Annotated in this window: 17 protein-coding genes; 6 read left to right on the top strand and 11 right to left on the bottom strand. The window is 63.5% G+C overall.

All coding sequences use genetic code 11. The annotated features are described in order from the left end of the window. The first annotated feature begins 292 nt into the window (after window positions 1-292). On the top strand, window positions 293-1729 hold the full coding sequence (locus tag JOF47_RS08945; protein WP_209997238.1) for a DUF2252 domain-containing protein: 1437 nt from the start codon (window positions 293-295) through the stop codon (window positions 1727-1729). Here JOF47_RS08945 and JOF47_RS08940 read toward each other — a convergent pair. The 3 genes from JOF47_RS08940 to JOF47_RS08930 all read right to left on the bottom strand — a co-directional run bounded on the left by JOF47_RS08940 (window position 1726) and on the right by JOF47_RS08930 (window position 4416). After that, window positions 1726-2076, bottom strand: coding sequence for a hypothetical protein (locus JOF47_RS08940; protein ID WP_209997237.1), 351 nt, complete (start codon window positions 2074-2076; stop codon window positions 1726-1728). The genes JOF47_RS08945 and JOF47_RS08940 overlap by 4 nt on opposite strands. A 393-nt stretch (window positions 2077-2469) precedes the next feature. Beyond that, entirely contained in the window at window positions 2470-2823 is a 354-nt protein-coding gene (locus JOF47_RS08935; RefSeq protein ID WP_209997236.1) for a GNAT family N-acetyltransferase, read from the bottom strand. 351 nt (window positions 2824-3174) lie between these two features. Continuing rightward, window positions 3175-4416, bottom strand: coding sequence for a ScoMcrA-related endonuclease (locus JOF47_RS08930; RefSeq protein ID WP_483428647.1), 1242 nt, complete (start codon window positions 4414-4416; stop codon window positions 3175-3177). Window positions 4417-4760: 344 nt separating this feature from the next. On the opposite strand from JOF47_RS08930, the gene JOF47_RS08925 reads away from it, so the two are divergent. After that, complete coding sequence (locus JOF47_RS08925; protein ID WP_209997235.1) at window positions 4761-5585, top strand: hypothetical protein; 825 nt, start codon at window positions 4761-4763, stop codon at window positions 5583-5585. Window positions 5586-5640: 55 nt separating this feature from the next. Here JOF47_RS08925 and JOF47_RS08920 read toward each other — a convergent pair whose 3' ends face one another. Both JOF47_RS08920 and JOF47_RS08915 read right to left on the bottom strand, forming a co-directional pair. Then, on the bottom strand, window positions 5641-6387 hold the full coding sequence (locus JOF47_RS08920; protein ID WP_209997234.1) for a hypothetical protein: 747 nt from the start codon (window positions 6385-6387) through the stop codon (window positions 5641-5643). A gap of 684 nt (window positions 6388-7071) precedes the next feature. Further along, window positions 7072-7665 (bottom strand): recombinase family protein, encoded by a 594-nt coding sequence (locus tag JOF47_RS08915; protein WP_209997233.1) that lies wholly within the window; start codon window positions 7663-7665, stop codon window positions 7072-7074. 893 nt (window positions 7666-8558) lie between these two features. Here JOF47_RS08915 and JOF47_RS08910 point away from each other — a divergent pair. After that, complete coding sequence (locus JOF47_RS08910) at window positions 8559-9743, top strand: FAD-binding domain (protein WP_342592747.1); 1185 nt, start codon at window positions 8559-8561, stop codon at window positions 9741-9743. A gap of 589 nt (window positions 9744-10332) precedes the next feature. On the opposite strand, the gene JOF47_RS08905 is transcribed toward JOF47_RS08910, so the two are convergent. After that, complete coding sequence (locus JOF47_RS08905) at window positions 10333-11595, bottom strand: glycosyltransferase (protein ID WP_209997232.1); 1263 nt, start codon at window positions 11593-11595, stop codon at window positions 10333-10335. 189 nt (window positions 11596-11784) lie between these two features. Then, window positions 11785-12093, bottom strand: a complete 309-nt coding sequence (locus tag JOF47_RS08900; RefSeq protein WP_209997231.1) for a hypothetical protein — start codon at window positions 12091-12093, stop codon at window positions 11785-11787. Between the two features lie 1624 nt (window positions 12094-13717). Between JOF47_RS08900 and JOF47_RS08895 the strand changes: the two genes are divergently transcribed. The 3 genes from JOF47_RS08895 to JOF47_RS08885 all read left to right on the top strand — a co-directional run bounded on the left by JOF47_RS08895 (window position 13718) and on the right by JOF47_RS08885 (window position 15938). Next, a complete protein-coding gene (locus tag JOF47_RS08895) occupies window positions 13718-13951 on the top strand; it encodes an SHOCT domain-containing protein (protein ID WP_209997230.1) in 234 nt (77 codons plus the stop codon). After that, on the top strand, window positions 13951-15414 hold the full coding sequence (locus tag JOF47_RS08890; RefSeq protein ID WP_209997229.1) for a multicopper oxidase family protein: 1464 nt from the start codon (window positions 13951-13953) through the stop codon (window positions 15412-15414). Before JOF47_RS08895 ends, JOF47_RS08890 begins: the two co-directional genes overlap by 1 nt. A gap of 386 nt (window positions 15415-15800) precedes the next feature. Next, entirely contained in the window at window positions 15801-15938 is a 138-nt protein-coding gene (locus JOF47_RS08885; RefSeq protein WP_209997228.1) for a hypothetical protein, read from the top strand. A 54-nt stretch (window positions 15939-15992) separates the two neighbouring features. Here JOF47_RS08885 and JOF47_RS08880 read toward each other — a convergent pair whose 3' ends face one another. The 4 genes from JOF47_RS08880 to JOF47_RS08865 form a co-directional block, all read right to left on the bottom strand. Beyond that, window positions 15993-16403 carry a DUF302 domain-containing protein gene (locus JOF47_RS08880; RefSeq protein WP_209997227.1) on the bottom strand — a complete coding sequence of 137 codons (411 nt, stop codon included), beginning with the start codon at window positions 16401-16403 and terminating at the stop codon, window positions 15993-15995. Between the two features lie 81 nt (window positions 16404-16484). Continuing rightward, window positions 16485-17819, bottom strand: a complete 1335-nt coding sequence (locus JOF47_RS08875; protein ID WP_209997226.1) for an MFS transporter — start codon at window positions 17817-17819, stop codon at window positions 16485-16487. Between the two features lie 54 nt (window positions 17820-17873). Next, on the bottom strand, window positions 17874-18770 hold the full coding sequence (locus JOF47_RS08870; RefSeq protein ID WP_209997225.1) for a sulfite exporter TauE/SafE family protein: 897 nt from the start codon (window positions 18768-18770) through the stop codon (window positions 17874-17876). A gap of 65 nt (window positions 18771-18835) precedes the next feature. After that, window positions 18836-19132 (bottom strand): rhodanese-like domain-containing protein, encoded by a 297-nt coding sequence (locus tag JOF47_RS08865; RefSeq protein ID WP_209997224.1) that lies wholly within the window; start codon window positions 19130-19132, stop codon window positions 18836-18838. Window positions 19133-19189 lie beyond the last annotated feature (57 nt).

Here is a 19189-nt window from a genome sequence, read left to right as displayed (position 1 = left end):
TGACGGTTGGCCGCGCCGGGGCCACAATCGCATTGTCAGGGCGGACAAGATGCTGCAGGGCTTGGTGAACACGACAAATATCCTGGCCAAGCGCTTCCCGAACGATTCACGTGCGAGCTTCGATCGGTGATTCTGAGAGGAACACAAGGCCCTCGATGCTCGCTCGATATGTATCTATGCAGCCGTTCTGATTGAGCACTGAAACAAGGCGCGTGGGCGCGCTCAGCACGGACTGACCCCCGGTACCTGATGCCGGTGCCGGTCCCTTGAGATCAAAGGGAGGTCGCTGAGCATGGCCGAGAAGAAAGTCAAGCACCGGAGCGTCGAGGAACGTAAATCGAAAGGCAAGGGATACCGCAAGAAGACGCCCGTCTCCAGCCACACGGGCTGGAAGCCCGCTAACGACCGGCCCGATCCGGTCGCGCTCCTGGAGGAACAGAACCTCACCCGGGAACAGGACCTCGTGCCGGTGCGCCACGGCCGGATGCTGGTCTCCCCGTTCACGTTCTACCGGGGCGCGGCCAAGATCATGGCCGCCGACCTCAAGGACACCCCACGGGCCGGCCTGCGCGTCCAGTTGTGCGGGGACGCCCACTTGTCCAACTTTGGCTTGTTCGCCTCGCCGGAGCGGACACTGCTGTTCGACCTGAACGACTTTGACGAGACGCTTCCCGGGCCGTTCGAGTATGACGTCAAGCGCATGGCCGCGAGCTTCACAATCGCGGCGCGGAACAACGAGTTCAGCAAGCACGAAACGCGCGAGGTAACACTCCGCGCGGTTCGGGCCTACCGCGAAGCGATGGCCGGGTTCGCGAAAATGCGCGCTCTGGACATCTGGTACGCCCGCCTGTCCGAGGAGCAGCTTAGTGCCGCCATGGACCTCGCCGTGGCAACCCAGAAGGTCAAGGCCCTCAAGAAGGAGGCCCGGGGCAGGGTAAACGCGGGGCGCCGGAACGTTGAAAAGGCCCGCACCCGGGACAGCCTGCATGCACTGTCCAAGCTCGCCGAGCTCGTGGACGGGAAGTACCGGATCGTCAGCCAGCCACCGATCGTCATCCCTTTCCGGGAGCTGGGAGATTCGTACGGCATGTCTGCCGATGAAGTTCAGCACGTGATAGCCGAGCAGCTCCGGTCCTACCGGGCCACGCTGCCGGACGACCGGCGTCACCTGCTCGAACAATTCGAAATCATCGACGTCGCCCGCAAAGTCGTGGGCGTCGGCAGCGTCGGCACGCGGGCGATCATCGTCTTGCTCCAAGGACGCGATCAAAAGGATCCGCTGTTCCTGCAGGTCAAGGAAGCCACGGCGTCGGTGCTCGAGGACCACTTGCCGAAGAGCCGGTTCAGCCAGCCGGGCGAGCGCGTGGTGCAGGGGCAGCGGATGATGCAGGCCGCGAGCGACATCTTCCTGGGGTGGACCAAGGCCTCACGGGACGACCGGTATCTGTATTGGCGCCAGCTGCGTGACATGAAGGGCTCAGCCATTGTGGAAGGGATGAATCCGTTCGACATGACCTTCTATGCCCACGCCTGCGGCTGGACGCTGGCACGCGCGCACGCCCGGTCAGGTGACTCGGTTGCGATCGCCGCCTACCTTGGCAAGAGCGACAAGTTCGACCGCTCCATCACCGATTTTTCCGAGCGCTACGCCGAGCAGAACGAAAAGGACTACCAGGCCTTCGCCGACGCGGTCCGGACCGGCCGCTTGGAAGCAATCGAGGGCGTCTAGATCCATAGCGTCAGCCCGGCATCGAGAAGCGCCTCGCCCGCTACCCCCAGCTCTACAGCCGTATCGGATTCGCCCACGAATAGCGGCCACTCAACCCAGAGGAACTCACCGCCGTCCTCGCCCAACGAATACCCGCCGGATCCAATGACACCGAGGGCGACCTCGCCCACGCAACCGCGGTCGCGACCATCGTCCGGATCACCGGCGGAAACTTCCGCCTCGTTGACAGGCCCCTGACCCAGATCAAACGCATCCAAACGCTCAACCACTTCGACACTCTCACTCCCGAGATTGTCGACGCCGCAAGGGAAACCCTCATCATCGGCCACTAAGCGCTGCAAATTCACTGCCAATTAGCCCTGCGATTCACAGCTTCGAGTTCGACCCGGCGACAGGCAGGCCAGGGTCTCAGCAAAGGATGGCGTTTGCTGAGAGCGGTTGTGCTGTTCCAGCAGGGAGCGAAGGCACGGGCTAACGACGACACTGCGGTCTCAACAAGGTGTCTCGTGATATCCGGTGCAGGGAAGGCCGGACCGGACGTTTGTTGGGACATGTCTGTCGACATGGGGATCTAGGAAGGGCACCGACAGCGTAATTGGGACTCACTGACATCGACCCATGATGTGGGGGCCGCCCGTTGCTCATACTTCACCTCCAACCAGTGATGAAGCGGTAGCTGTTTCCTTAGCGAAGGCGAGTGCCGTTGGTCCGGGGCCAAGCAGAGAACCCCAGGGGCGTTGTTAGTTCATCGGCTTGTACGAGCGGTCCTCAAGCATCTCGAAAAGCTTGGGTGCGCCTTCCTCGGCCGCGATGGCCTCCATGAAGAGGCGGTCCAAGTTTCCGGAAAGCTTCACCATGTACGGGCGGTCGCGGCCCAGACGATCGAAGACCGTATGCATCATGTCACTTGCGATGCCATGCTTCCGATACTCGTTCTCGACGAAGAAACCACTGAGATACGTGAGTTCGGGTTTCTGCTCCCATCGCTTGTATGTCGCCTGGCCGATAACGCTCCCGTCGTCGGTAAAGGCCGCAAGCTGGCCCCATGCATCGGTAGGTGTTTCACCTACCCAGCGTATGGTGATGTTGTCCATGCCCGGATTATGGCAGGGCAGCATTGTGCAAAACAAGATCACCGAACAACGCACGTCATTCTGGGGCATACCCCAACCCGACGGCAGGAAACGAGTGAATTACGTCTGGTTAGGATCACGGCTTGATTTTGCTGACGGTATTCTTGCACGCTCTCGGAAGCTAACTGGACATGTTCACGTTGACGGAAACCTCGACAGAGACGTGCCGTTGTCGGCGTTAAACCCGATTCGTCTCCGGGAAGGCAAAATTCTCTAGCCGCGAACCGCTTCCATCCGAACGGTAACGAAGAGCAGAATTGCCCATGGCGCCCTGCTGGTGAACGGGACTGCCGGGGTTAGCCTGTGTTCCCTCTATTGTTGGGTGCCGGGGTTGCTGGAATGATGTTGCCGGTGCCAGGCAAAATACCGCCGCGAATTGTCGTCATGGGCCATGCACTGTCGTCCGACGATTTCTCGTATCCGGCTTTCGATCTGCACGTTACTGTGGCTGCCACGCTCGATGGCTCCGTGCTCGCCGACGACAACGTAGCCGAGCTCAAAGAGGGCATCGCAACCGAACAAGCAGGCGAGCATGGAGACGTTTCGGGTGTCCATGCGTTCGTTCTCCGAACAGGCCCAACGGGGTTTGATGTGTGCCGCGACGAGCAGTTCCTTCGGGAGCGTCTGGCCGCAAAGCAAGCACAAACCGCCCCAGCGCCGCAGCTGTTGGCCTCGCAAGAAACGCTGTTCTGCCCGGACTGCCACGATAGCCAGCCTGTCGCTCGCGCCTCCGAGAAACTGCTCGGGCGTTTCGGCACGGGCGTCGGCGTCGGCCGCCGCTTGGTTGACCGTCTCCAGGCCTGCCTGCCGCAGTAGTTCCAGGGCATGGTCGGCATACACGGGGAAGAAATAGCCATTTCTCAGGGTTCCGCTTGCGGTGACCGGGCCCTGCCCGCTGTCGAGCACGCCGAGGGCTTGACCTCGGGGAACCCGTATCTCATTTACCGGTTCCGTGAGCAACAGACTGCCCTTCGTATCGGCAGGCACATCGTCATAGCCGCGGGGCGGATAGGCCGGCTGCGGCATGGTTGCCACACGACTGAGACCGCGGATCTCCGGGCTGGCATAGTGAAAAACGAGGTCTCCGGGGCGAGCGTCGTCCAGGGTTCGCCAGTGGTCAACCTGTTGGCCGCGACGGTCCCTCAGGGGTGCCCAGAGTGTCCCGTCGTCATAGACGGGATCAAAGTTCGCAGATTGGTTGGCCCACCAGAACTTCGTGGTGGGACCGATCGCGATCCTGAGGGGTTCGGACGTTTCTTGGGACTTTTCAGCGTGGAGGTCCACCAGCTTGAATCCCAACCGATCAAGAATGGTTCGCGTCTGGCCTCCGCCGGATAGCGGTGGAGGCCCTTCTTCGCTGCAGTTGAATTGCAGTTGGAAGGCCATAGCTACCAGGGGCTTGCTGGCGATCTGCTGCCCACGGTCGATCACTACATACCGATGGGACTCTTTGAACCTTGTTCGGGCAATGAATTCCTCGCACCCGAGCTCATGCCAGAGCCCGATCGCCCTGTCGATGCTTCGCGGTTCTAGGTCAGCCCAAGATCTTTTCATACCTACATTCATACCGGATTGGGTCACCAGATCGTGGACGCCTCGGTTCGGCGCGGACCAAGTTACCATCCCGTTGGAATCTAATCAAAGGATTCTTTGCTAAGACCCTGCGTTCCTATCATCGCTGAGAACTCGAAGCACGGAGTTCCCTGGCCTGGATGACTTCAATGCAATACCGTGTCGCTTCATTCCTTCTCCTGGGGTGGTCCCGGGGACATCGTCTGGTGGTTGGGGGCGTTCGGCTTTCATGGACACCCATCGAATTGAAATATAGGCTTCCACTGGGGGTTTTGTGCAGTGATTGCTGGCTGGCCCTGTCCTCACTCGCACACCGTAGGAGTTGCATGTTCAAGAAAGCCATCACCCTCGCAGGATCCGCGATCCTGGCAGGTGCCCTCGTCTTCGGCCCGGTCGCTGCAAACGCGGCCCCGGCCGCCCCGGCTGTCACGGCCGGTGTCTCGGTGGTCGCCAAGAAGCCGGTGAAGAACAGCGTCACGGTCAAGGCCATCGGCGCCAAAACGGTCACAGTGAATACGGTGAGGGTCAAGCCGGCGTATGCAAAAAGCGGCAAGAGCAAGATCGTCTCGGCCACCCTGACCGTCAGGCAGGGGTCGAAGACCCTCGCGAAGAACAGGACCGCGGCGAACCTCAAGCCGGGCACGTACAAGGTCACCCAGACGGTGAAGTACAAGCTGCCTTCGGGCAAGCAGTGGTCCAAGACCAAGACGGTCACCAAGACCCAGTCCCTGAAGGTCGGGGTCGTCGCCTGGGAATCCTATTTCGCGGGCTACCAGGATGGCGAGGTGAAGGCGATCAACGACTATCGAAAGACCAAGGGACTCAAGTCGCTCTACTTCAGTGGGTTCCTTTCCGACAACGCTTTCAACCTGGGCGATGCTTCGGACCTTGACGCCCTGGACGCATTCCCCGCAAGTCTTTCGTGGGCAGGTCCGGCCCTTGACGGCTACAAGGTCAAGGACAACGACTGGTACGCAGCGGGCCGGGTGGCCGGTTACAAGAAGATCAACGGCCACCCGGGTTACGAGTCGGCCTACCAGGACTTCTTGAAGAAGAACCTGTCCAGCCTCGGCGTCGGGGTGCTCGTGTACTGGGACAGCGATAAAAACAAGCGTCCCGTCGAATTCGAAGCATGGATCATCGGGCGCTAAGCCGTTGCGTGCAAACTTGAAGGCCCGTCACCGGTGGGCGGCGGGCCTTCAAGTGTCATTTTCCTCCACGGCGACTTGGCTGGATGTTCGAAGCCGACTGCACGGCGCTGGTACCTCCGCAAAAGGAACCGTGCCGGGAGGGCTCAACCGCCCCCATCCGGCTAAGGCTCGATACTCCATCTCCACCTGGCTCCACCCACCAAGGCGCATCGTCAACTTCTTCGCCTTCTGCGGCCTGAAGCACGGTTGAACGCAACTCCGCCCACGCAGTGTCGCCGTCGGCAAGCCGGAGGACAGTATCGAGCCCAACACTTGCAGACCCTTGGCGTTCCAGAACGCTGCGTTTCACTACATAGAACGACCATTGGGCCAGGTCGAGCGGTCGGTAGTCCTCGTGGTCCATTGCAGTCTGGAGACAGAAGACATACACGTGGGCGTTCAGTCCCTTTCCACCGGGGTCGTAGCCGTGGCGCGGGTGATATCGGGTACCACGTAGGCCGCTGAAGACGATTCGGCTCGGTCTGGGCTGTTCCCACGCCTGAAGATAGGCCGACGACTTCACCTCGACCCGGATCTTGTCCAACTGCAAGTCGTACGCGTCCCACTCCACCCTGCTGACATTGCTCAACCCGAAAGCCTTCGCGACCAGAAACTCAGCGAGATACCCACGGGTGTTGTTCATGCGCAGATCGCTCATGGCGAACCGCCAGAAGTCAACGACCGTGGCATCCGCGCCGACAAACGGCTCAGAGCCGTGGATGGGTGGCGCCGGAGGTGGAACGATCCATGTTTCGTCAGCCATGCTTGAACACTACAACCGGACCCGCTGATCAGTCATTGATTATCTGGTGACCCCTCGACAGTCTGTTCGTAAACCGAACCCGCACCGCGACACCCGAGCACCAAAAGCCCGACCGTTAAATAGTGTCGTTGTTCGATTTCGCCTGCACCGGCATCGTTGGTAACGCGGGGGTTGTGCAGGCGGGTTTGAACACCCGGCTGGTTACAGCGGCCTGCACAACAGGCATTCTGCTCAATAGTCCGCTGCACCAGCCGTCACTTTTCAGAAGTCCTCTGCACCAATTTTCATCGGGCCCGGCGTCACTGCGTCCGCGACCCAACCGAGTGCGGATTTAACCACTGTGCATCACATCAGTAAAAGACGCCCTTTGGTGGAACCCTTCGCTCCCATCCGGTACCGGACCCCGGAAGCTGTCCTACCGTGGGGGCGGCCGTCACCGCCCTCGGCAGTCACCTCGAAACGCTGTCACATATTGCGGATCAAGCATCCTTTGCATGACTTAGAATAAGTAACTGGTTAAGTGACAAATTTCGAACGTGGTATGTTTTTTCGAAAATGGCGTGTCACGTAAACGACCGTTGGTTAACACCGGTTCTTCGCAGTCGGTGGCCGTCCATGCGTCGCCGGTATCCGGCTAGCCCAGCAATGCCGGCCCGCGTCGTTACATCACCAGCCTGCAGGTAGCTACTGCTTCTTGGCGGAGCGGGCTGCTTCGCCGAGGTGCCGGTAAAGCGTCGCGCGGCTCCACCCGACCAGGCGCGCCGCGTCTTCCGCGGTGCGGCCCTTTGCGCGGGCGTCCTTGGCGATGGCGAGCTTGTCGGCGATCACCGTCGGATCAACGAGCGGACGGCCGAAACGGGTGCCGGATTGCCGGGCGGCGGCGATCCCCGCGTTGACCCGCTCCACGATCAGCTCGCGCTCGTACTCGGCCAGGGAGGCCAGCAGGTTCAGCATCATCCGCCCGGTGGAGGTTGCCGGGTCGATCCCGTCCGCAATGGATCGGACGTTCACGCCGCGTTCGCGCAGCAGGTTCACGGTGTTCAGCACATCGATCAGGGAACGGCCGAGCCGGTCGACCCGCCAGACCACCACGGTGTCCCCGGACTCGGCGTATTCCAAGAGCTTCTTCATCCCGGGCCGCTCGATCGCGGTCCGACTTCCGGAGGTGACGTCGGCGAACACGTCGCGTTTCTGCACCCCGGCAGTGACCAGTGCATCGAGCTGCAACTGCGCATCCTGGCTCGAGGTGCTCACCCGTGTGTATCCCAAATGTCTCATGCCGCCATTTTGGCTCAGAAACCCCTAAACGCCAACCGCGCGAGACGTTTTGCGGCGGGATGACTTTATAAGACATTTCGTGCTGCGTGACTTCAACGAAGACGATTGGCGGATGGGGACCCGTTCCCATGTCTCAAAAAACTGTAGGTTTTCAAGACGAGTTCACTCCGGGTAATCAAGAAAACGCGCCACCGGTGGCCAGCATCATCTTGTACTACTCGGTGCCGTCTTGGCATGGGTAAGCCTGCTGTGCTGTTGCCGAGGTGAAAGTCCCAAATCTCGTTTGAGTGGAGTGGCAGCGGTGCCGTGGGCCCATTATTTTGTGGCGCGCATAAAGATGATGATGAGCCAGACCAACAATGTGCCGGTGACGGTGAAGAAGGCAATCGTCCCGATGGTGTCGCCACTCATGCCGTTATGCTCCCCGTGCCACCGATTTCGGAAAGCCACCGGTAATGGCCTTCTGGTATTGGTCCCAGTTTGGTACACGACAGGTGCTTGGGTCGATAGGCAACCCCGAATCTTCTCGATGCTCATGCGTTGGCTCCGCACCGGGCAAGACCGCAGGGAGCCACCGCGTCTCCTCTGTTGCAGCGTCTATGAGGAGCGTGGCGAATCGTTCGGCGGCCGAAGTGGTTCCTGCCACCATGATTTCCTCGGCCTGGCCAGGATCGTTTGGACGGTGGCCTAGCCCCATGCACCGTTCTTGCGTTTTACCGCGGCGATCGTGATGTTGTGCCGTCCTTCACCCGGAGGGTGCCGATTGTCGACACCGTGGTCCCTTCAGGCGTGGTGTTTCCAGTCGCTGAGGCACCCCGACAACCCGGGGCTGGATGGACGTGTGCTGCCGGTTTAGGCTGGTGTCCTGGTTGGCGTGCGGGAAGGATCCCCTCGTGAGGGTGCTCATTGTTGGTGCAGGAATTGCCGGTCCAACCCTGGCCTACTGGCTTCACCGGTCCGGGCATGAAGTCACGATCGTGGAGCACGCCCCGGAGCTGCGCCGTGGCGGGTACCTCGTAGATTTCTGGGGTGCCGGTTTCGACGTTGCGGAAAAGATGGGCCTTGTGCCTGAACTGCGCCGGCGCGGATACGTGATGACCGAAGCACGGGCCGTCAACCGGGCCGGCCGGACGGTGGCCTCGTTCAGGCCCGAGGCCATCATGGAATCGCGGCAACGGTACCTGAGCCTTGCCCGGTCCGATCTTGCGGCCGTGATCTATGAATCCATCGGCGGTGCGGTCGAGCTGGTCCTCGGTGACACCGTCGGGGCACTCGAAGACGACGGGGACCGGGTTCGGGTCGTCTTCGACAGCGGCAGGACCGGTGACTTCGACCTCGTCATCGGTGCCGACGGCCTGCATTCGAGGGTGCGCAGGCTTGCGTTCGGCCCGGATGGAGGATTCGAGAAATACCTGGGCATGGTGGTGGCCGCGTTCGCAGTCGAACGGTATCCGGAACGCAACGACCTGGTCGCGGTGATGTACGCCGGCGTCGGCTTCCAGGCAGTCAGGCTTTCGCTGCGCGACGATGCCACCTTGTTCCTCGTCAGCCTCCGGCATGAGGGGGACATTCCGGCCGGCCGGGGTGCGCAGGAGAAACTGCTGCGGGAGAAGCTCGAAGGACAAGGCTGGGAGGTGCCCGCGATGCTGGAGGCGATGGCCCGGGCCAAGGACTTCTACTTCGACTCCGTGAGCCAGATCCGGATGCCGTCCTGGACGAGGGGGCGGGTTGCGCTGGTGGGAGATGCGGCGGCGTGTCCGTCATTTCTTGCAGGCCAGGGCTCCGCCCTGGCCATGGTCGAGGCCTACACCCTGGCGGCGGAAATCGCCCGCGGTGGTGACCATCGCGTGGCGTTTGCCCGCTACGAGGAGCGGCTCATGCCGTTGCTGGCGTCCAAGCAGGCTGCCGCCGAGGGGTTGGGGTTGGCCTTCGCACCGAAGAACCGAGTCCAGCTCCTCGCCCGGACCACGGTGATGAAAGCAATGGGCCTGCCCCACGTGGCCGACATCGTGATGGGCAGGAGCTTCCACGACGCCGTTGAACTCCCGCCGTTCCCCGAGACCGGGCCGGTCCGCTGAACGACGGGGCGACCACGGGGTGGAAGGGTGGCTCGCGAAAATGTGAATTATCCGTCGATAACGCGACTATCCGCCGGAAATGGGTAGCCCTCGACCTGCCATCTGTCCGGTTCCCGGCCGGCGGCAGGCCCATGCAGGCGGTGTGAACCGCCAAGGCCGGAAAGCCATGGCGTGGTGTGCATGCGGAAAGCATTGCAAAGGCGGCCGCATGGTTCGGCCCCTTCTTTAAAGACGCCTTTGCTGCGCCATGCGAACGATCGCTACCTGATACCCCCATCCTCGCCGAAGAAACCCAAGACTTGGCCCGGGGGCAAGTAGGCGACGCGCCACGCGAACAACTGCCTGGAGCCGCAGGACTCCTCTCAGCAGGCAGCCGAGTAGCTGAAGGGTGGATGGGGTTGTGGGCCATCGATTGACGGCGTCGGGTCGGGGTGCAGCCTGCACCCTTCCTTGTCGTGGTGTTGTTCTGCTTCTTGCAGGAGTTCCAGAGGATGCGGCAGATGTGTGTACGGTGTCGAACGCCCGGGGCCCGGCTTTGCGGTGGTCGCCGTCGTGGTCGCGACCGGGCGGGCGACTGCCATTGGCTGTTCTATTCGTCGAGGGCAGCCACCCCCGTGATTTGCTCCAGGACCCGGACACCGGCGGCGAGGCCGTTTTCGGTGCGGATTGCGGCGCCCACCCCTGCGGCACGGGAGGCGTAGGAGCCGGTGTGGACGAGATCGCCGAGGCGGCCGGCCAGGCCCGTGCCCAGACGCCTGGCCGGAAGCGGGGCCGGGCCCACACCGAGCGCATGGACCCGCGCGCCCCAGAACGGCTGGTCCCCCAGGAACGGCACGACCAGCGTCGGCCGGCCCGCCCGGAGGCCTGCCGCGGTCGAGCCCGCACCTCCGTGGTGTATGACGGCCGCAACCCGCGGGAAGAGCCACTGGTGGGGCGCGCCCTCCAGCACCAGGACGTCGCCGGTCCCGGCCTGTCCGGGCGTGATGCCGCCCCACCCGGTCGCGACGATCCCGCGCAGGCCGTGGACCCGCAGCGCGGCCAGGATGGCGTCCCGGCGCTCGTTCGCCCCCTTGCCGAAGCCCATGGACCCGAACCCGACATAGACCGGGGGCTCGCCCGCCGCGAGGAAGTCCACCAGGTGCGCGGGCGGCTCCCAGACATCGTCGCCGTCGTCCAGGAACCAGTAGCCGGTGACGTGGGCCGAGGTCGGGTAGTCCTCGGGGACCGGCAGGACGTGCCTGCTGTAGGGGTACAGGACGTGGACCGGGCTGCCATCCGGATTCCTCAGCGGGTCCGCGAGCCGGCCGATGCGGCCCAGACCGACCTCGCACCGGAAGTCGTTGATCATGCCGCCGTACATGGCCCCGGCCATCCGCCGGAGCCCGTAGGACGCGCGGTTGCCCCACGCCCCGAAGGAGGCGCCGCCGAAGAACGGCATGGGGTGCGCACACGTCGGGGTGAAGTACGGCAGCGGGAGGGACAGCACCCCGGGCACGCCCAGGGCCTCGGCGATGTGCGGCCCGGCAAGGCACTTGGGATGGCACACGACGACGTCCGGTCGCGCCGCCTGCGCGGCAGCCCAGCACTCCGCATTCAACTCGCGCATCGCGGAGGTCATGATCCCCAGTGTCCGCAAGGCATCCAGGGGACCGCCCAGCTCGGGCATGAGATCCCGGAGAAGGCGCAGCAGCGTGGAGCCGGCGGGCCGGTGCGTGATGGTCCCGGGACCGGTGTGCGGCACCAGATCCGCGAACCCCTCGGGGACGGCAAGGGTGACCTCGTGCCCCGCGCGGGCCAGCGCACCGGCGAGGGCGGCGTAGGGCTGGATGTCGCCGCGGGTACCAAACGACATGATCAGGACCCGCATGGCGGGTTCCCCTCGAGTGGCTCCGTGGTTGCCCGGCGGCGGGGTGGCATCGCCGCCGAGCGGACATCCCGGTTCCTTTCAGCGGCATCTTGAGTACGCGTCATCATTTTCTAGGCGGTCTCCCTGAAGGTTCCATGCGGCGTGTAAAGGACCGGAGCCAGCGCGACCGTAGAACTAGGGCTTCTTGCGGTGCCCGCCGAAGACCATCGAGGCCAGCGCCATGACCCCGGTGACCGTGAACACTGCCGGCCAGCCACCGATCTTCTTGGCCAACGGGTGGGCCGCACCGAAGGCCGCGATATACGCACCGGTGAGGGCGGCAGCGCGGGCCGTGCCGGCGTCTTTTTTCCAGATGATGAAGGCGGCCAGGCCGCAGGCCGCCAAAACGGCGCCGCCCGCCTGCCGGTTCCCGGTATCGCGGGCTACCTTGTAGCCGAGCAAGAGGCCCGTCTTGGCCAGGCCGGTCGACATGATGCGGGACATCCGAGTTCTCCTTCGACGGAACGGACAAGCATCAACTCAAGCATAGGTCCGGTGCTCGGTGAACGTGCATGAAAAATCACGGGCGGTCCGTGGGAGATTCCGGCAAGTACCTGGATTGTGTAGATGCCCAACGTGCGCAGGACGCCGCCGGAAACGTCGTCCGCCACCTCTTCAACGACCCCTGTGCCCGGTTCGGGTACGCCAGGGATCCCGACCGCGTCGTCATCAACATGCACAATTCCCACCTGTGGGACTCCTCCACGATCGCTGCCCTGGATGCCATCACCGAAAATACAAGCATCACGGCAAACACATCGACATCATCGGGCCTAACAGCGCCAGCCTCAAGATGCCCGAACGCATGGGCGGGAAACTCGGGGCAGGGCACCAACCAAACCCAGCTGCAGCTAAACCGCCGTTCGAAGCGAACCGGCACCCTTGGCATTCGGCGATGCGACATTTACCGCTGCGAAAAACACGCCAATTACCCGGTTCTGGCACGATTTTCGTGAATCGTGAATCGTGAATCGTGAATCGTGAATCGTGAATCGTGAATCAGTGTCCGTTGGCCGGCTCCGGTAGCCGTTGTGCGCCCGCCGCGACCGCACCCGGCAGCCCGGACAAGGGAATGCCCTGTTCGTACGGTCCGGACAGACACGCGCGTCGTCCCGTCAATATGGCGCACCTACTTCAACATCGATTTGTCCAGATGCGGGAACACCATACAGCACCGATCCTTCACGTTCACGAAATTCGTGCCAGAACCATTTACCCCTGCAATTCACACTCGCCGGCGAATCCTTGAACACGCGATTCCCGCTGTGCGGAGGGGCAGCGAGAATGACATACAAGGGTGGTTACAAAACACTGCTGGGGGTATACGGTGAATTTCAGAAGTTCCCAAGGCTCAGGGTGCCTGGGCCGCGTGATTAATGTGAGCTGAAGCGGTCGTCCAGCGGGTCTACTGCCAGCGCGCGGACGCCCGAATGCCGGAGGAAATGCGCGAGCAGGGCAGCGCCGTCGCCCAGAAAGCGGTGAGGATGAATACGAGGGACCTGGATAGATTATTTCAGTCATTTGCCTACGGGCAACCGGTGAGAATCCAAGCCTAAGGAGAACCGCGAAGTCCTACACCCGTACCGTCACCGTCCCAGTGGGATGGGATGAAGCCGTCCGGCGGACACGCGGGGCCCTTGCTTCCCGGGGGTTCTGGATTCTGTCCGAAATTGACCTCCGGGCTACGTTTACAGTCAAGCTCGGTACCGGAGCCGCCAATGCCATTGGGGACTATGTGATCTTAGGTGCGTGACAACCCTGCGCTGCAGGACATCCCCAACGAGGCAGACGCGCGGCTCTGGCCTCCACCGCCGAGGGTGTGCCGCAATAGCCGGCCGGCATCAGTGGCGCCGAGATCGGGGCAACATACAGCCCTCGTCGTCACCGGGCAACCAGCTGCGGGCGGCAAATCGCTGAATCTACCGTTTCGATTTTCCGCACGGCGGCACATTGAAAGCGAATCCGTTTGAAGCGGCTCGTGGCCGGGTGCAGCCGGGAACCGTTGCGCAAATGGTGCGGTGGGCTGTAGCCGGGGGGGCGACAGGTATAGCAAGAAAGGAGAAGGAAAATGATGGATGGATATGGATATGGATATGGTTCAATGATGGGCTGGGTGTGGCTCTTCTGGGTGCTTCTGGTCATCGGCCTCGTCTTGCTGGGCATCCTTACGGTGCGGTCTTTTTCAGGCGGGGCTCGCGACGGCAGGAGCGCCCGGCGAATCTTGGATGAACGCTATGCCCGGGGCGAAATGACTACCGAAGAATACCGCGAACGCCTCAAAACCCTTAGGGGCGAAACCTGATGCAACCTCTTAGTCGTCGCAGCGCACTGATTCTGGTAAGTGTCGGGGCAGCGGCCACCGCGACGGGTGCGGCAGGATTGCTGTGGGCCAGTGGCGAGGGGTTTCAGGCCGCCCGCGGGCAGGAGCTGGAAGAACCGCAGACCCTACGAAGTGCCGATGGCCGGCTTCAACTTACGCTTTCAGCAGCCTTGGGGAAGGTAAAGATCGCCGGCAAGGATGCCACTGCACTGTCCTATAACGGTTCCCTGCCCGGTCCCACCCTGTTCCTCCGGGCCGGAGACCGGCTGAACGTGACGCTGGAGAACCGGCTGCGGGACCCGACGAACCTGCACGTGCACGGGCTGCATGTTTCCCCGCAGGGCAACGGCGACAATCCGTTGCTTTCCGTTGGCCCCGGCACGTCCCTTGACTACGAGTACCAGCTGCCGGCGGATCACCCGCCGGGAGTGTACTGGTACCACCCGCATCACCATGGCTTTGTCGCCGACCAGATTTTCGGCGGGCTGTATGGGGCCATTGTCGTCCAGGATGACCAGCCCATCCCGACGAGTAGGGAACGGGTTCTGGTGATCTCCGACATTTCCCTGACTCCGGGCGGAAGAATCGCCGCAGTGTCGGTGATGGAGAAAATGATGGGCCGGGAAGGCAACCTGGTCCTCGTCAACGGGCAGCTGAACCCGCGCCTGGCGGCCCGGCCGGGCGAGCGAGAACGGTGGAGGGTCATCAATGCCTGCACCGGCCGGCACCTGAAGCTTCGCCTGGATGGTCAGTCGCTGCAACTGTTGGGTCTGGACTCCGGCCGATTCAGGGTCCCCGCCAAAGTCGACGAGGTGCTGCTGGCACCGGGAAACAGGGCCGATCTGTTGGTCACCGCCCAGACAGGCACTGCTGTGCTGCGGGCACTGCCCGTCGACAGGGGAAGCATAGGGCCGATGATGGGCGGCAATGGGCCTCTGCGCTCTTCGGCTGGCCGATCCGGGGCGGTCCTGGCGACCTTCACCGTTGCAGGTGCACCCGTTGCCACCCTCGTTCCTGTACCCGAGCAGCAGGTGCCGCGGGACCTCCGGTCCGAGCCGGTCGCGGCCCGGCGCGAACTGGTCTTCGCCATGGGCATGGGCATGGGGCCGGGCACCGGGATGATGGATTTCACCATCAACGGCAAGTCCTTCGACCCGGCAAGGGTCGATACCACTGTTTCGGCTGGCGGTGTCGAGGAATGGACGCTGCGGAACACCAGTCTTATGGACCACCCGGTGCATCTGCATGTGTGGCCCATGCAGGTCATCGAACAGGCGGGCCTTCCCGTGGACACCCTCCGGTGGCAGGACGTGGTTAATGTCCCGGCCCGCAGCAGCGTCCGGGTTCGGATCGCCTTCGATGACTTCACCGGAAAAACCGTCTACCACTGTCACATCCTGGATCACGAGGACGCCGGGATGATGGGAGTGATCGAAGCGCGATGACCAGAAGCTTCCAGATTCCGCAACTGATGCGCCGCGCCTTCCCCGTGGGTAGCCGGTACGGCCGGGGAAGGCTCCATTAGAACTGAACCAAAGTGTGTTGGGTCGCATGCCCATATGGGGAAGCAGCGTTGGAGGCCTCACGGTGGAACAAACAGATAGGCCAAACCTGTGGGCAGGTCCAACGAGGATGGACCGCGCGGTGGACAGCTGGCAGTGCGTGTCCATGACTTCTGACTGGCGCTTTGTCCGTGATCCAGTGTGGACTCAGTAAAGCGAGCAAGAGTAGTGCGGAAGAATTTGAATGAGTTTGTTCCGTTCTGGTGTCCGGAAACACGTGGGTTTTCGAGACGGTCCGTATTGGGCTTATCCGCTCAACCGGACGGCACGTGGGCACCAACGCTCCGCACCGTTCATTCGCCTTGCGATCAATGGTCGACGCCGGTGATGTCCTCACCACCGTCTGGCGCTTCGGCACCGTCGGCCTTGAGGACACCGAGCTCCGCGCAGAAATCGGCGTCAGATAGCGATGCGAGAACCATGCCAGCAACGTCTGCCATTCAGTTCGGTCTCTAGAGTCCCTATTTCCCGGAAATTTCCTTCAACGCCGACTGAAGGCGAGTATCGGCGTCGTTGGCGACCTCGCGCGTGGCATCGCTCTGGCTGAGTTGGACCATGGTTTGCGGGTCGATCGCCTCGATGGTTGTTTCCGCTGCACCGGGAGCGCGACGCACGACGACGTTGCACGGGAGCAGTGCGCCCAGCTGCGGTTCCGCAGTGATGCCGCGCTGGGCCAGTTGCGGGTTGCAGGCCCCCAGGATGATGTAGTCCCCCACGGTGTCCCCGGCTTCCTGGCCCAGCTTCCGGGTGAAGGTCTCCTTCACATCGATCTCCGTCAGGACACCGAATCCCTGTTCCGCCAAGGCGCTGCGGGTCCTGTCAACGGCGTCTTGCCATGACATCGGGACGGTGATGGCGTGGGTGTACGTCATGCGTTTCTCCTGGGGTTGTGGTGTGGCCCCGTGCCGTGGGAAATACTCGGTCTGCGATGGCCGGGACACTCAGCTCTTCGATCATGCTACGTGCTGGTGTGACGGGTCGGAAGCGTTGCGGACGCATCCCCCGCATGGGCCGGCGGTTCTGGGAGGCAGGTGCGTTTCATACATCCGAACTGCGACGGCCAGGGCTGCGGCTGCGCTGAGAGCGGCGGCCATCCAGACGGCCGCGTGCAGCCCCATCAGGTCGGCGATGATCCCGCCCATGATGGCACCGACGGCGTACCCGAGATCGCGCCAGACCCGGTAGACGCCCACCGCTCGTCCCCGCCAGATGGGGTGTGCGACGTCGCCGACGGCGGCCAGCAACGTGGGGTAGACCATGGCGGTTCCAGCGCCGAGCAACACCGTTCCGGCCGCCCAGGCACCGTAGCCGTGGCCGAGCGCGATGACCGCCAGGGCCCCGGCCTGCGTCAGCATGCCGGCGGTGATGAGGTGTTTGCGCCCGATCCGGTCCGAGAGGGCGCCGGTGAACATCTGGCCAATGCCCCACACCCCGGGATAGAGGGCGAAAAGCAGGCCGATCTGGCTGGTGCTGAGATCCGCGGTGGCGAACAGAAGCGGAAACAGGCCCCAGGAAAGTCCGAAGTTCAGGTTGTTCACCAGCCCGGCCAGGCTCGCCGAGGACAAGGCCGGTTCCCGGAAGCTGGTCAGTGCAAAGACTTGGCGGTTGGCCAGGTTGGCGTCCCGGCCATGCCTCACGGAGGCGGCCCGGGTAGTCATGTTTTCGGCATCTAGAAGTGCGTGGGGGCGGGTCTCCCTGACGAATAGGCCTGAAAGCAGCAGGGCCAGGGCGGTGTAGGCGATGCCCAGGAGGAAGGGTGCGGGGCGCAGCCCGTAGTGCTCGGCGAGGTATCCGGCCAGCATCGAGGTGGCTGCCACGGCCCCGTAACCTGCGGCCTCGTTCAGCCCCATGGCCAGGCCGCGCTGTGCCGGGCCCACCAGGTCGATCTTCATGATGACGGTGGTGGACCAGGTCAGGCCCTGGTTGATGCCCAGCAGCACGTTCGCGGCGACGACCCAGCCCCAGTCCGGGGCGAAGATGAGCATCAGCGGCACCGGAATGGCGAAGAGCCACCCGGCCAGCAGCACGGGTTTGCGTCCGTAGCGGTCCGAGAGGGTTCCCGCGAACCAGTTGGAGGTTGCCTTGGCGATCCCGAAGGCGGCAACGTAGGCAAAGAGGAACGTGTATCCGCTCAGGCCGAATTCGGCGTGGGCCAGCAGAGGCAGGACGGTTTGCTGTTGCCCGACCATGCCCCCGACGAGTGCGTTGACCGCGACGAGCAGGACGAATTGCGCCGCGTTGGCGCGCAAACCCAGGGCGGGGAGGGACCCGGCGGTGGACTGCTTCATGCTCGAACTCCTGGTGTGCTGGGACTGGAGGGCAGGACGGCGAGGAGCCGGCGGCTAGTGGGCTTCGGTTGCCGTGGTGGTAGCGGGGGATGTAGGCGATTTACGCCGCAGGGGGCATGCGGGGATGGCAAACCAGCACAGGGCCGCAACCGCCGCGGTTGCGCCGGCGGTGATGCCCAGGAAGAGGTTGGCGGGGGAGGGGAGTTCCTGGACGAGGACGAAGACGCCCATGGCCAGGACGAAGAAGCCAAAGCCCTTGCGCAGGGCCGCTTCGGGGATGCGGCCGGCCAGACGGGCGCCGAGGAAGGAACCGAGGATCGCTGCGGCGGTGACCCCGCCGACCAATGCCCAGTCCAGGATGACGGTGGTGAGGTAGCCGCCGAGGCCGGCGAAGGACTTCATTGCGATGACCACCAGCGAGGTGCCGACGGCGACGGGCATCGACAGGCCGCCGAGCAGGGCCAGTGCCGGGACGACGAGGAAACCGCCGCCGGCGCCGACGAGTCCGGTGACTAGGCCCACGACCAGGCCCTCGAGGACGACCTTGGGAACGGGGAGTTCGGCGTCGCGGGCACCGGTGGTGTGGTTCTTGCGGCCGCGGATCATGGCCAGGGAGGTGGCGACCATCATGAGGGCGAAGGCGATCATGAGGACGGCTCCGGGGATGTGGCCCCCCAGGAGGCCGCCGCCGAAGGCCCCGGCCATGCCGGCGGCGCCGAAGACCAGACCGGTGCGCCATTGCACGCGCTTCTTGCGGGCATGGGTCACGGCGCTGACGGCGGAGGTCGCGCCGACGACGAAGAGGGATGCGGCGATGGCTTCCTTGGGGTTCATGCCTGCGACGTAGGTGAGGATCGGGACCGTGAGGATGGACCCGCCCCCGCCGAGCAGGCCGAGCGAGATCCCGATCAGCACCGAGAGCAGGAGGGTGAGCGCGAGGGTGAGGGTCATGGAGGGGGGCCTTGTCTGGGGAGGAAGGGCAGGGGGTCGCGCGGGGTCGGCGCCGGTGGGTGGCTTTAGGTGACGGGCAGGCCGGCGCGCTGCCAGGCGATCATGCCGCCGGCCATGGTGTCGACGGTGAATCCGGCCCCGGTGAGGGCATCGGCGACGCGGGCGCTGCGGTTGCCGCTGCGGCAGATGACGATGCCGGGGCGGGCCCGGTCGATTTCACCTAGGCGGGTGTTCAGCTCGCCCATGGGGATGTGGAGGGCACCGGGGATCATGCCCTCAGTGACTTCGAAGTCTTCGCGTACATCGAGGATTTGGTCCTCGGCACGTCGCTGGTCGGTATCGGTGATGGTGATTTCTGGCATGGTCTACTCCTTCGGGGGGGGCAAGTGGTGTGGGTGGTTTCCGGGCCCGGATCAACG

The organism is Paeniglutamicibacter kerguelensis, assembly GCF_017876535.1.
Lineage (GTDB): Bacteria > Actinomycetota > Actinomycetes > Actinomycetales > Micrococcaceae > Paeniglutamicibacter > Paeniglutamicibacter kerguelensis.
The sequence above is the reverse complement of the archived record's forward strand: the minus strand, read 5'-3'. Positions and strand labels throughout refer to the sequence as shown.

What these genes read in the sequence shown, in the direction of transcription:
- JOF47_RS08945 (WP_209997238.1), top strand. Translation starts at nt 293, where the DNA reads ATGGCCGAGAAGAAAGTCAAGCACCGGAGCGTCGAGGAACGTAAATCG.
- JOF47_RS08935 (WP_209997236.1), bottom strand. Translation starts at nt 2,823, where the DNA reads ATGGACAACATCACCATACGCTGGGTAGGTGAAACACCTACCGATGCA.
- JOF47_RS08930 (WP_483428647.1), bottom strand. Translation starts at nt 4,416, where the DNA reads ATGAAAAGATCTTGGGCTGACCTAGAACCGCGAAGCATCGACAGGGCG.
- JOF47_RS08925 (WP_209997235.1), top strand. Translation starts at nt 4,761, where the DNA reads ATGTTCAAGAAAGCCATCACCCTCGCAGGATCCGCGATCCTGGCAGGT.
- JOF47_RS08920 (WP_209997234.1), bottom strand. Translation starts at nt 6,387, where the DNA reads ATGGCTGACGAAACATGGATCGTTCCACCTCCGGCGCCACCCATCCAC.
- JOF47_RS08915 (WP_209997233.1), bottom strand. Translation starts at nt 7,665, where the DNA reads ATGAGACATTTGGGATACACACGGGTGAGCACCTCGAGCCAGGATGCG.
- JOF47_RS08905 (WP_209997232.1), bottom strand. Translation starts at nt 11,595, where the DNA reads ATGTCGTTTGGTACCCGCGGCGACATCCAGCCCTACGCCGCCCTCGCC.
- JOF47_RS08900 (WP_209997231.1), bottom strand. Translation starts at nt 12,093, where the DNA reads ATGTCCCGCATCATGTCGACCGGCCTGGCCAAGACGGGCCTCTTGCTC.
- JOF47_RS08895 (WP_209997230.1), top strand. Translation starts at nt 13,718, where the DNA reads ATGATGGATGGATATGGATATGGATATGGTTCAATGATGGGCTGGGTG.
- JOF47_RS08890 (WP_209997229.1), top strand. Translation starts at nt 13,951, where the DNA reads ATGCAACCTCTTAGTCGTCGCAGCGCACTGATTCTGGTAAGTGTCGGG.
- JOF47_RS08880 (WP_209997227.1), bottom strand. Translation starts at nt 16,403, where the DNA reads ATGACGTACACCCACGCCATCACCGTCCCGATGTCATGGCAAGACGCC.
- JOF47_RS08875 (WP_209997226.1), bottom strand. Translation starts at nt 17,819, where the DNA reads ATGAAGCAGTCCACCGCCGGGTCCCTCCCCGCCCTGGGTTTGCGCGCC.
- JOF47_RS08870 (WP_209997225.1), bottom strand. Translation starts at nt 18,770, where the DNA reads ATGACCCTCACCCTCGCGCTCACCCTCCTGCTCTCGGTGCTGATCGGG.
- JOF47_RS08865 (WP_209997224.1), bottom strand. Translation starts at nt 19,132, where the DNA reads ATGCCAGAAATCACCATCACCGATACCGACCAGCGACGTGCCGAGGAC.